Origin of the sequence: Vibrio pectenicida (assembly GCA_024347015.1) — a bacterium.
GTDB lineage: Bacteria > Pseudomonadota > Gammaproteobacteria > Enterobacterales > Vibrionaceae > Vibrio > Vibrio pectenicida.
Window position 1 is genome coordinate 805,603 of record AP024890.1, and the last position, 13,033, is coordinate 818,635.

At 39.4% G+C, this 13,033-nt stretch carries 11 protein-coding genes and 1 pseudogene; 10 read left to right on the plus strand and 2 right to left on the minus strand.

The features are described 5' to 3' along the window. Positions 1–161: 161 nt before the first annotated feature. Both OCV27_RS18570 and OCV27_RS18575 read left to right on the plus strand, forming a co-directional pair. A complete protein-coding gene (locus OCV27_RS18570; protein ID WP_337969439.1) occupies positions 162–4,058 on the plus strand; it encodes a hypothetical protein in 3,897 nt (1,298 codons plus the stop codon). A gap of 263 nt (positions 4,059–4,321) precedes the next feature. Then, positions 4,322–5,113 (plus strand): substrate-binding periplasmic protein, encoded by a 792-nt coding sequence (locus OCV27_RS18575; RefSeq protein ID WP_125323205.1) that lies wholly within the window; start codon positions 4,322–4,324, stop codon positions 5,111–5,113. 40 nt (positions 5,114–5,153) lie between these two features. Here the strand turns inward: OCV27_RS18575 and OCV27_RS18580 are convergent. Continuing rightward, positions 5,154–5,360, minus strand: a pseudogene (locus OCV27_RS18580) (LysR substrate-binding domain-containing protein); the annotation flags it as partial. A gap of 131 nt (positions 5,361–5,491) precedes the next feature. On the opposite strand from OCV27_RS18580, the gene accD reads away from it, so the two are divergent. The 8 genes from accD (at position 5,492) to OCV27_RS18620 (ending at position 12,154) form a co-directional block, all read left to right on the plus strand. Further along, a complete protein-coding gene (gene accD / locus OCV27_RS18585) occupies positions 5,492–6,355 on the plus strand; it encodes an acetyl-CoA carboxylase, carboxyltransferase subunit beta (protein ID WP_125323204.1) in 864 nt (287 codons plus the stop codon). Between the two features lie 435 nt (positions 6,356–6,790). Then, complete coding sequence (locus OCV27_RS18590; protein WP_125323203.1) at positions 6,791–7,273, plus strand: hypothetical protein; 483 nt, start codon at positions 6,791–6,793, stop codon at positions 7,271–7,273. 547 nt (positions 7,274–7,820) lie between these two features. Next, complete coding sequence (locus OCV27_RS18595; protein WP_125321231.1) at positions 7,821–8,684, plus strand: hypothetical protein; 864 nt, start codon at positions 7,821–7,823, stop codon at positions 8,682–8,684. Beyond that, positions 8,675–9,022: a hypothetical protein gene (locus OCV27_RS18600; RefSeq protein ID WP_125321233.1), complete on the plus strand. Its 348-nt coding sequence runs from the start codon at positions 8,675–8,677 to the stop codon at positions 9,020–9,022. Before OCV27_RS18595 ends, OCV27_RS18600 begins: the two co-directional genes overlap by 10 nt. Continuing rightward, positions 8,986–9,786: an OmpA family protein gene (locus tag OCV27_RS18605; protein ID WP_125321234.1), complete on the plus strand. Its 801-nt coding sequence runs from the start codon at positions 8,986–8,988 to the stop codon at positions 9,784–9,786. The genes OCV27_RS18600 and OCV27_RS18605 overlap by 37 nt, the downstream gene beginning before the upstream one ends. A 129-nt stretch (positions 9,787–9,915) precedes the next feature. After that, positions 9,916–10,167, plus strand: coding sequence for a DUF6482 family protein (locus OCV27_RS18610; RefSeq protein ID WP_125321236.1), 252 nt, complete (start codon positions 9,916–9,918; stop codon positions 10,165–10,167). Between the two features lie 199 nt (positions 10,168–10,366). Then, a complete protein-coding gene (locus OCV27_RS18615; RefSeq protein WP_125321238.1) occupies positions 10,367–11,113 on the plus strand; it encodes an AraC family transcriptional regulator in 747 nt (248 codons plus the stop codon). Between the two features lie 105 nt (positions 11,114–11,218). Further along, positions 11,219–12,154 carry a DMT family transporter gene (locus tag OCV27_RS18620; RefSeq protein WP_125321240.1) on the plus strand — a complete coding sequence of 312 codons (936 nt, stop codon included), beginning with the start codon at positions 11,219–11,221 and terminating at the stop codon, positions 12,152–12,154. Here the strand turns inward: OCV27_RS18620 and OCV27_RS18625 are convergent. After that, on the minus strand, positions 12,134–13,027 hold the full coding sequence (locus OCV27_RS18625; RefSeq protein ID WP_185759783.1) for a hydroxymethylglutaryl-CoA lyase: 894 nt from the start codon (positions 13,025–13,027) through the stop codon (positions 12,134–12,136). The two genes, OCV27_RS18620 and OCV27_RS18625, sit on opposite strands and share 21 nt — an antisense overlap. Positions 13,028–13,033: the final 6 nt, after the last annotated feature.

A 13,033-nucleotide genomic window follows, 5' to 3' on the forward strand; every position in this document is an offset into this window, starting at 1 on the left:
GCTCGCTTTGTGGGTTAATGCGCTAATTGTGTGATTACCGAAGGGGATTGCCTTGTGGTTTTCAATAATTAGATAAAACTATTCATGTAAATTCACTTGTATACCAGAGTCGTCTTTATATTATGGTCACTATTGATATTTTTATAAGTGATCAGCAGCTAATGCCTAATAATATTGCTCCCGTATCTGCCGCCTCTAGTAGCAAAGCATCCAGTGATCTAGCTTCAGTAGAGAACCGACTTGATATTGCTACAATACAAACCTTGACTGAAAACGAACAAAATTTGTTGCAATTAAATCGTAATCATGCTAAGCATTATATGAGCCAAGCAGAACGTAATATTGCGAAGCAATTAGCTGATAATTCAAGAGTTGTAATTTCTACTAGTGATGAAAGTTTGCCTGAAACAGAGCAAAATTTGCTTCATTCAAAGCGCAATAATGATAAGCAACGAGATGATACCTCAAAAGATGTAACTTCTACTAGTGATGAAAGTTTGCCTGAAACAGAGCAAAATTTGCTTCATTCAAAGCGCAATAATGATAAGCAACGAGATGATACCTCAAAAGATGTAACTTCTACTAATGATGAAAGTTTGCCTGAAACAGAGCAAAATTTGCTTTATTCAAAGCGCAATAATGATAAGCAACGAGATGATACCTCAAAAGATGTAACTTCTACTAATGATGAAAGTTTGCCTGAAACAGAGCAAAATTTGCTTTATTCAAAGCGCAATAATGATAAGCAACGAGATGATACCTCAAGAGATGTAACTTCTACTAATAGTGAAAAGTTGACGGAAGAGAAGCTAACAGAGAATGAATTAATAGGGTATGAAGCCACCTTAGCTTCTTATCTAGATGAGCGTGGAAAGAAAATTGCTAAATTTCAAAAACCTCGTATTTTGCCAATGCCGAGCTCTCTATCATATGTGAGCAGCTTTTTTTACAGTGAAACGGATTTCATGCAACAGCTTCAAAAAGAGGTTAATAATTACAACAAGCTCCTCAAAGCCTCCGCTCTGGATGATGAATTGCAGCCGCTTACTAATTTGTTTGACTGCCCCGTATCAGATTCTGATGTGACAAAGCACCTAGATACTCTTTCCATTAGAGTGACACAATTGAGCACCGCTTTGAAGGCGGTAGAGCATGCATTTCAAAATTTGACTGAAACAGAGCGTAATCATGCAAAGCAATTTGGTGATATCTTAAGTCTTGAGATTGATCTAATAAGCAAAAATGAAACGTTAATAGATGATTATCAGGCAGCTTGGAAGACAAATTCCGATGGGTATAAACATTTTCATCAATTTTACTCATCGTGTTCACCGGAGCTTCAATCGACAATGACTCCCGAACTAAAACGTTTATGTTTTGATCTTGTTGCAGAGTCTGAATCTTTAGATAAGAAAGAGTTAGCTCAACGTTTACCAAATAAGCTTGCTCAGTACGCTTCGGCTATGTCAATAGCGAATTTGAGAATACTCTCTGAGATACTTGCTGAGAAAATGCCAGAATTGGCCGATGATGTAACAACAGCGTTCCCCAAAGCAGAGCAAAAAGCACAGCTTGGCGCTATTTTACTGATAACACAGGCATTGAATCAAAGTCAAAAGCAGTTAAGCATAGAAAGCGACGGCATAGATGAACGTCTAAATCTATCGGGGAAATTGGCTAGCCTGCATCATAATGCCGCGGTTTTTGAAGACTATTTTAAGCAGTTTATAGAAATGGATGCTCACCAAGACGATCAGTTCGTTGCGACATTATGGGCGATTACTGGACAAGAGTGGTCTATTGCAAAAAATGACACTCTAATCCCAGATGAACTTAATGATTATGACGATCTTAATTTAAGCAATTTTGTTAAACATGAATTGCGACAAAGTTTCCCAAGTGATGAAACTCGTCAATTGGCTGAAAATGTTATACAGGCTCAACATCGTGTTTCGTGGCTAGATGACAGAAATACCATTACTTTTGAACTGAATAATCACGGAGGGGTTGATCTCTATGCAGATCTAGAAGATGGACGTTTAGTTGATAATCTAAGCCAAAACTTGCCGCGTTATTCTGACTATATAGAAGAGAAGTTGTCAGCATTAGAAAGCTATGTTTCAGCCTTACAGGCCTTTTTACCCCGTGCTAAATTGGTTGGTAGTGAAACTACACGTCAAGTAGAGTCGGCAATTAAAGATACAAAAATACAGCGAGATCATTTCAATGACCTAAAAGTCCACTGTGATGCAGTGGAGCAAGTTCTCGATGCAAAAGTACTTTTAAGCGATAAATTGGCTCGTGTAGATATTATGTTGGATAACTCGATCGTCTCCATTAGACAACGACTTAATCTGCAAGGCTTTCTTACGTTCTTACCTTCTTTGAGGACAAACAATGAAAAAGTCACAGAGCTGGTGAATGAACGAAATGAACTCCAAAGTGGGCTAGATAACCAAGAGCTTACTCACCTCAAACCTAAAATCGATTCACTTAATGCTGATATTCAGCTTCTTGATTATGAATATGAAAGACAACTGCTCGAATTAACAAGGTTTGACCGCAAGATCAAACAAGAAAAGGGTTATCCGGGTGACAGTGGAAATAGTCTTGAGTCATGGTCTGCTTGGGTCAAACAGAACGTTGCAGGAAGCCTATCGGGTGATTATCGGCCTGATATGAGCATGCTGATTCTCGAACGACAGATGGCTAAAGCCGGTATAAGTGGCTACACAGAAGCCTATCAATCACTTTTTGTGTCATTACGGTCAGGTCAGATAGGAATTAGCCATGAAGGAGTCAAAAAGGCACTCGTCGATTTGCATCGTTGGGCGATGCATCACCCAATAGAGTCGCAAGCTCTGGCAGGTAATTTAAATCACGTGTTTCAGATAGTCAGTAGTAATGGTGGCTTTTTTGGTTCGGATGCAGCCAATATGGCAACGACCATCTGGAGTACAGGGACGGTAGAAAGTCGGGTAAAAGATATTCTTCAAGGTCGCAGAGAATTTTTGCCTAACCAAGAGTCTCTATCTATGACACCAGAGATGATCGCGCTATTGCATCTTGCCCAAAGTGCACCTTATATGGCGGCTGCAATGAAAGGGCTTGCAGGTGGCGGTCTTATGGCAAATGGCGCAGGCTTGCTTGTCTCTACATTAGTGCCAGGTGTTGCTGTAGCCCAACCAATGGCAAGAATACTTGGCGGTATAGTACAAACATGGTCAGAAAAAAAAGCTGCAAATATAGTCACACAACATAGAACAACAGAAGTGATGGTGAATGCCCTAATGAGGGGAATTATAAGCCAAGGAAGTTTTAAGGATCGTGCCCAAGCGATGGCTGTGTATACGATGCAGCGTCAAGCGTTACAAGATGTAGGGACGCTTTCTCGAGATTGTGTTGAAACCAATAAAACTGGAATGATACGACGAGCTTGGCAAGATGCGAAAAATACATGGTCTGAGATGAATTGGAAAGCAAGAGCCTTTACCGTAGCCACAACTGTTGCATTGTCTATTGGTGCCGCTGCCGTTGCTGTGATTGGGGTGATATCGATCGTTGGTACAGGAGGTATTGCAATTGCAATTGCGGCTATGGTTGGTCTAGGTGCTATGTCTGTTGGTGGATTCTTCGCTAGGACAACGATAAACCTTATTGCTGCTAGCAACTTTTTGGGCATGAACGATGCCAATGAAAGGGCTCGAGAGAAAATGACTCAGCAGCGTATTGATGATGCACTTAAGCGGGTGGAAGAAAAAACAAATAATAGTCGTTTAGCTGAATTGCTTGGAGACTCAATAAAAAACAGAGGGAAGTCACTCAATTTTTCCAATCTGCCAATTGACCAGCAAGATCAGGCATTGGAGGAAGAGCTTATCAATGCTGCTAGGATTTCGGATGAAAAACTTGACAGCCAGTATAAGCAAACACGAGAGAAAGAAATTGCGTCTGCAGAAACGTTAACAGGTGCAACCATCGAGCGAAACAAGTGGTATGAATGCTATGATGATGTCCAAAAGTCCATGGCAAAGTATGCGGCAATGCTAGCTGGATGAAAGAGAAAAAGCCGGTGAATACTATATTCCAAGAGTTATGATTGATAAGTCATACCTCTTGGAATATGACCAATAATTAATGACGTTGCTTCTTGATGAAATAAAGAACCATCAACCAAATGTTATTCATATTATTTACAGTCCTAAAAACATGGTGACGAAAAGCCTAATTGAGATCTAAGAGTATGATTAATTGGGTATAGTGAATTAGGTACTATACTGGATTATAAGTTGGAGGGCTCCTGAATGCGCCGGTAGTTAATATGAAAGTGATAATCTGGATATTTTTTCTGTTATGCAATATAAATGTATTGCTTGCTAAGCCAATATCAGTAACTTTATTTTCTACCAATGACTTTCCTCCATACAGCTACAGTATAAATGGTGAAGCCAAGGGAATTTATCCTGATATTGTTCGTCACGTAGCAAAATCAATGCCTAACTTTGATGTGACCATTAAACCAGTGCCTTGGAATAGAGGGCTAATGCTGTTAGAAAGTGGCAATGGTTTTGGTTTTATGCCCCCTTACTATCTACCCGATGTACGGCCATATATCAACCCGTACTCAGTACCTTTATTTGAAGAGACTGTTGCGGTTTATTGCCATATAGATGTAGCAAGAAAATTGAGTGACCCAATTATTTGGCCAGAGACTTTTTATGGTTTGCGTGTTGGTATTAATTCTGGTTATAACTTGGGTGATCAGGCATTTTGGCAGGCTCAAGAGCGCGGTGATATTAAGGTTCGAGAAGCGAAAGACCCAGAAGCAAATATATTAATGATGCGTGAAAAACGCAACGATTGTTACCTGCACATTTCACTGTCAACTAATTGGACCTTACGCCAGATGCAAAATAAAACAGAAATAGCAAATAGTGATTGGATGGTGATGGTAAAAGAGGTGAGCTCACAATTTGGCTATATTGGCTATACCTCCATTGCTGATGGTTTTCCATTTAAAAAACAGTTTATCGATATGTTTAATAGTGAGTTTCTTAAGCAAAGAGAGTCTGGCACGTTAGACAACGTGATTGCTCCATATCTTGAAGAGTAACCTTCGCTTGTTGTTATTTTAGTGAACAAATAGTTAGATCTTAAGGCTTAGCCATCTTTTGTAGATGCTCGATAAATAACGGTACTTTTTTGGCTAAATGCTTTCTTGATGAATAAAAAGCATACAGAACAAGATCTTCTGGCTCATATTCGAGATGCAACTCAGAGAGTTGGCCGTTAGCGATTTCCTCCTGGCATAACTCAATCGGAAGTATAGCGACACCCATTCCAGCAAGTGCGTTGTTTCGCAAGCAGACCACTATGCCACTTTATTACCATTTTTGGTTTTATACAATGCTTCAACAGGAATCAGTGGAAGATTATGAATGTAAGGAAGCAGTATATATTGTGCAATTATCAAAGGCATGGGACTTTAAAAATGAATTGGCTAGAGAAATTATTCGTTCGTAATAATATAATTAAAACACGCAAGCCTAGGATACCAGAGGGTGTTTGGATGCAGTGTCCCGATTGTTCTAAGACTTTATACCAAGCCTTTATCGAACAAAACTTATATGTATGCCCTGAGTGCACGCATCATATGAGAATGCCTGCTCGCAGGCGATTAGAATGTTTTCTCGATGAAACAGAGCAAGTTGAACTGGCTAGTGAACTAGAGCCAAAAGATATTATTGGCTTTAAAGATGTAAAACACTACCAAGATCGTTTACGGCATGCTCAAGAAACGACAGGAGAAAAAGATGCTCTGATAGTCCTAAAAGGTAAGTTGCATGGTTTACCCATCGTGGCTTGCGCGTTTGAGTTTTCATTTATGGCGGGATCGATGGGATCGGTCGTGGGAGCAAGATTTGTTGCCGCCGTTGAAACCGCGATTACCGAGAAATGTGGACTGGTGTGTTTTTCAGCTTGTGGTGGAGCACGTATGCAAGAGTCATTAATGTCACTATTGCAGATGTCTAAAACCAGCGCCGCTCTTGGGCGATTATCTCAACTACGGTTACCGTACATTTCGGTTCTTACAGACCAGACGTTTGGTGGTGTTTCGGCAAGTTTAGCTATGTTGGGTGATATCAATATTGCTGAACCAAGAGCAAGAATCGGTTTTGCTGGTCGGCGCGTCATAGAGCAAACGGTTCGCCAGCAATTACCGGATGAATTCCAACGTAGTGAGTTTTTATTGGAGCATGGCGCCATCGATATGATTGTTGATAGAAGGGATATGCGAAAAAAAGTCGCGAGTTTATTATCTAAGCTAATTAATCAACCATACGTTAAGTTATAAGTTAAATTTATACGATTTATTAAATAGTTGCGAAATTTATTTATCTAGTAAATATTGCCATTATATATTAGTTTATTCTTGGAACAAGGTGGATACAGCAATGGGAATATCTGATTAATTTCTGGCCTTTTGTTGCTTGCCATCCACATAAGATCGCGCTATTTAAATTGGTTAATATAATTGATTTTTGACACTTTACTACTTTTACTTTCAATTCTGGTAACCCTCCCAGAAATCAGCTGTAATGTAAGTTGCTGACATTGTTTAATTTTTATGTATTTTGATATTATTCATATTAGATCATAAATGTTTTTTTTGAAAAATTCACATCTGAACCTACAATCTGCGCGGTTAAGGGAGTTGAAATAACACTCGTCTTCAAAAGTCGTGTTCAATCCCCTCTTTATTTAGAGTAGAAATTACTTTGGAGTATAAATGAAACTCACAAAATTAAGTGTGTTATTTTCATCGTTGTATTTTTGTTTAGTGGGTAATGTTTCTGCTGAAATACTGACATTTAGAGAAACCGTTGATAGTCAATGTGGTATAAAGATTGCGCAAGGGCAGATGGGCTCGATTCTATTTAAGGGCGAAACTCACTCAGGTGAGAGGTTTGTTCAGTTTACACCGTATAGCAATGATCAAAGAAAACAGAACCTTAAGTTGGAAGTGAGTTCGGTGTCAGGAACGATACCACTTTTTGGTAGCGGAAATGTTGGAACAGATAAACTAAAACTGTGGGTTGGTACAACCTCTTCCTCGGCATCATTCTTAGCTGCACACCCAGGGTCTGCTACAGATGTGCCTAGGAATGTAGAGCAGAAGGCGATTGCTGTTGTGGATTATTCGAAAAGTGAAATCGCTGAAAGTCAAAATGGCTATATTGTAACCGCGACCATTCAGCTTACCTGTCCATAGAAGTTATAAATTAAAGTATCTGTAATTAGAGTTGGATAGTTGTTATATATTGATGATGAAATCTCCATTTGAATTAATTATGATTTTTATACTGAGCTTAAGTTATTCAGGCTTTGTTTATGCGCAATCAATAAGTAATCGATCATTAGAAAGTGTATTTTTTAGCACGAATGACCGTTTGCAGGTTACTTTTGGTAACTTAAATAAATACACTGAAACCTATAAGATATCGGTGAGTAAATTGTATTTTAGTTTAAATGACGTCACCACTCTCACTAATAATACTGACAAGAAAAATAGTGAAAAAAAACTATTCGATTTTTTTAGTAAGGCAAAGCCTGAAAGTACGATTAAAAGAAAGCTAAATAAAATAATAAAACTACACACAGAAAAAAGACGTAAAGTTAAAGTTCCAGTATTTAATTTGGAAAAAAATAAGCTGAATTTCTATCGTATTTGCAGTGAGTCTGAGCCCAAAGGTGGTTATGTGTATGAGGTGTGTACGCACTCTGTTATATACTATTCTCAGAAAAACTAAGGCCGATATATGAGATGTTTAGCTTTTTTATCATTGCTACTTTTTTCTGATTTTTTATTAGCTGATTGTATTGAAAGGTATTTAAAAGGTCGTTCAGACACAGAGTATACTAATATGAGTATGTGTTATCACTTTGCACCCCGTGCACAGGTAGCCGGTAGACCGGACAGGCGCATGTTAGTATTTCAGATCTACCCTGCAGATAACAGACAAACTCGTTTTGATAGCCATGTACGACAACTGGTTAATACAAATGACCAAAGTAGGTGTGTTGTTGTTCTTAGAGAAAGGTTTAATCGTAACAAAGATTACCTTTTTGCTGAAAGTGACTGTGATAATTATCCATATCAGAAACTTACATTTTACTTATCAAATGATGATGGGAGAAACGCACCTTTTTTGTACTTTTTTAGCTTGGATACATCGCGATCTACTAGTGATATAAATGTTTCCTTTGAAGTGGCTGGTGAAGAAATTTGGAATAATATTCGTTATTATACAAAGCCTGCCCCCATTATGGATTCCTGCGCAATTGAAGTTTATGGAAACACTGGAGGTATGATATTTAGCGACGAATCTGATAGAGGAGATAAAACCCTTGATGTTCGTATGCACGCACAGGGTAGGCGCCGCCTTAAGCTAGTAAGCAATTCAAATAGCTATACTTTAAATAATAACTTTGAAGGTTACTCTGTTCAACGATATAGCGATAGTAATAGATTGATATCGGACTCAGTGTTGAAAATTAACGCTAGTCATCCTCTTAGACTTAGAGGTTCATATTATTTAAGACTAGCTCCGAAATATAATTATAAAAAATCTGATTTACCACCCGGAGATTATATAACCACTTTGGAAATAGTGTGCGAGTAATATTGCTAATCGTTAGTTTATTATCATTTCATACTCAGGCACATATGCAAGCCCCAAGAGAATTAAATGAAGTGGTTTATAGCCAATTCCCTCAAGTTGAGTTAACACTAGGAAATGCATACGACACCGATAAAATCTATTCTCTAGAAGTGAATGGGTATTTAGTAGAGGAAGCTATTCGTTTGAAAGGAAATCAAGTTAAGAAACAGTTGATTTCGCTGCCAAAAGTTGAGCCAAATAAAGTTAATCGCTTTAGAGTTTGCTCTATGACCGTAGCGACACGAGAGGTAAGAAGTAAGATATGTTCAAGAGTAAATGTTTATTATCCGCAGCGATAATTCTCACTCTTTGGTTAAATGTTGTTTCGGCGGCAGGTCTGAGTATTCCAAGTGCCTCTGTGCCCGGAGGATACGATCGCGTAACCACTTCTGATGGGGTGACCTGTGAATCAACCATAGCCAGTAGTTCTTATGTTCAAGCAGGCTTGATGGGTGTAACGGAAGACAGTGACTACAACCGTGTTACCACCCCAAACTATTCGGCTAATATCGAAAATAAAGATGAAGTTGGTGCCTATGTCCAAGTGGTGATCCCCTTTGGTGGCGGAAAGCGTGAACGTTTGAACTGTAATCGCCTTTATAATATTGAAATCGATCGGCTAAAAGCACAGATCGACAAACTTAAGGCGGAAGCAAGTCTGGGTGATATTTGGGCGCAGGCGAGTGAAGAACAAAATAAAAGCGCTCCTAAGATGATTACAGTCGATGAAACGCGTGGAACTGCACTTTTTGACAGTGACGGCTATTCACTGAACTCATCGTTTACTCATAAATTCAACGATGTAGTTTTTACACTTCTCGATAATGACCAGTTGAAAGTTAAAGTTATCGTTCATACTGATTCTGGTTTGCCTGAAAGTGAAGAAGCTGAGTTAGCTGAGCAAAGAGCAGATTCAATTGCTAAGTATTTAGAAAGCAGAGGCGTCGATAAGAGTCGGATAAGAGTCCTCGCAAGAGGGAATTTGTACCCTATTGAGTCAAGTGATACACAAGAAGGGCGTAATGCTAATACGCGAGTCGAATTTATTATTGAAGAATTGTAATCAATGGACAAAGTATCTGCATCAATATAAAAGCTTTTGTTTGACATTTTATTGGCCATTTTTTGCCAAAGTAACCCATTTTCAATTCTGCATCGTACAAGTTATTAGATTTACCTAGGAGAAGACGAAATGGAATTGCAAATCGAATCATTGGAAGGTGGAATTTACTTAGCTTACTCTGTAGATGGCGAGGATAGAATGCTTTTACGTGATAGAAAGCATGATCCTCTGAAGTTCCAGAGTTTGTGTCAGGCAAAAGAGCATTTTAAAGATGAAAATTATCATAGTGCTTGTCTTGTTCACTTGAGTGCTTACGATGAAATGTGCGGTGAAAACATAGCAGCAGGGATCCCGCTTAAAACTGAACTGCAATGGTTCTAAACATCTAAAATATAAGAACAAAGCCTCAAAATGTAGGCCAAGTGGCTATATATTGACCTACAGAGGCAGTTTTACTTTCTCATAAATTTATTCATTATTGAACACCTCGAGGTTGAAGTTGTAATACATGGTTTCTGGTATTAAGCTCTAGTATTTGTATAGTTTTTCTACCTTGCCGCTAGCTATTGAATTATTAACTATGCAAACAACAGTATTTCATCAGGAGCATAATTCGGTCTTGGAAAACAGCCTAACCATTCGAGCTTATACTCATCAAAGACTCGGCCATACACATGACTACCACCAATTGGTTCTACCGATACTTGGCGTAATTGATATTGAGCTGGAGGGATATAAAGGAAGTGTCTCTGTTGGTGAGTGCGTCATTATTGCTGCTGGTATCTGTCATCACTTTCGTGCTCATGAGTCTTCACGTTTTGTGGTCGCCGATCTTGATGAACTGCCAGCAAATATATCTGATATGGAAAGTTCAATATTTCCTATATCAGCGCCATTATTATCTTATTTGTCTTTTGTCGAATCTCAGCTTCAACATAGAGTTTCTGACCATATTGAAAAATCGATGGTTTCCATGTTTATGCAACTCATATGCGAACAAACCGTGGATAAAAGGATTGATCATAGAATTCGTACGGTACTACAAGTTATCGATAGCGGTCTTGATGCTGACATTAGCATTGACTCTTTAGCTGCGGTTGCCTGCCTTAGTTCTACCCAGTTTAAAAAGCTCTTTAAGCGTTCTACAGGTTTAAGTGTTATGCAGTATGTAACTCAACAGCGAATGGAAAAAGCTAAAGCATTATTAACTCATACAGATACACCCGTTCAATTGATCGCAGAGAAAATGGGCTATGCTGATGTTTCTGCGTTTAGCCGACGTTTTTCACTTTCATTTGGTCTTTCCCCAAGGGAACTGCGCCGTTAGTTAACTAAATTGAGCCTTTAAAATCAAATATTGTGTCTTATCTGCAAAGTCTATTTAATTTTTCTTTAATATCATAATTATGGAAAAAAATAGAAGATAATGATAATGAAACAAGTAATAAAGCTAAAACAAAAAAGAATTAGTACTGGATTAATTTTGTTTGCGTCACTTTTATGGGGGACAACTGGCACAGCCGCTTCAATCATTCCCAATGTGAGCCCATTTGCTATTGGTGCTTTTTCTATGGGGCTTGGCGGCATATTACTCGCTATGTATGCTCGAAATACGATCAGAAAAGATAGGGTGGTATTGCATGCCAATAGAGGTGTCCTTCTCATTGGTTCGCTAGCTTTAGCTGTTTACCCTCTGGCGTTTTATAGCTCAATGAGCATGGCAGGTGTCACCATTGGTACTGTAATTTCGATATCATGTGCACCATTTTTCGTTGCAACTTTAGAGTGCCTTTTGGGCAAAGTCCGTGTAATTGATCGCCACTGGGTTTTAAGTTTTTTTGTGGGCATTTTGGGTATTGGCTTACTGGTTTTTTCAGATACTTCGATCGCGATTTCACCATCAGGGATGGAGTACTATGTTGGTATCGCACTCGGGGGGCTAGCGGGTTTAGCCTACGCTATCTACGCGTGGGTGGCTAAAATTTTGATCAACAAGGGTGCTCATGCAAAGTCAGCAATGGGTGCTATCTTTGGTTTTGGCTCAATATTGCTTATTCCTTCATTGTTGATTACAGGTGATAATTTGTTTAGTTCAACCTTAAGCATTTCGGTGGTTCTTTACTTGGCGTTTATCCCCATGTTTCTCGGTTATGTTTGCTTTGGTTATAGCTTAAAAGCGATTACAGCAACTCAGGCGAGTTTGTTCACTCTTTTTGAACCTGTTGTTGCTGCGATATTTGCCGTATTGGTGGTTGGTGAGCGAATTGAACAATCTGGATGGGTAGGTATTGGGCTGATTATGATGTGTTTGTTTCTACAATCATATCAGCCCAAAAGTAAGTACAACTTAGCGTCTCAAAGCGAGTGAGACTTTGGATGTGGGCTTACGACCAAGAGCCTCACTGATTTCCCAACCCGCTTGGGCAAGACAGTGCAAATCAACGCCTGTTTCTACCCCTAAGCCTTGACATAGATAAACGACATCTTCGCTGGCCACATTACCCGAAGCCCCGGCCGCATATGGGCAACCGCCTAAACCGGCAACACTACTGTCTATAACTCGGACGCCCATTTGCAGAGACTGATAAATATTGGACAGTGCCTGTCCATAGGTATCGTGAAAATGTACTGCAATGCGCTCAAGTGATACTTGAGCACTTACAGCACTTATCACCTTTGCAACTCGCATTGGTGTTGCTGTTCCTATGGTGTCTCCGAGCGAGACCTCATAGCAGCCGAGATCAATGAGCGACTTAGCGATATGGGCCACTTGGTCAGGGTTGGTTGGGCCATCATAAGGGCAATCAACAATGCAGGATAAATATCCCCTAACCGGGATACCTTTCAACTTTGCTTGCTCGATGACAGGCTTGAACCTGGCCAAACTGTCTTCAATAGAGCAGTTGATGTTTTTTTTGCAAAAACCCTCTGATGCGGAAGTAAACACCGCAACTTCACTAGCGTTTGCTATTAGTGCTTTTTCTAGCCCTTTGAGGTTGGGAGTAAGCGCGCTATATCGAATATGAGGTTCACGCTTTATCTGCTGCATGACATCCAATGAATCGGCCATTTGTGGCACCCACTTGGGTGATACAAACGCGCCAGCTTCAATAAAAGTGAGTCCACTGGATGAAAGCTGATTGATCAGTTTAACCTTAGCTTGTGTTGAAACAGCACTCTCATTTTGTAAGCCATCACGTGGTCCGACCTCAACGATTTTGACTGATTTAGGAAGTACCATGTTTAG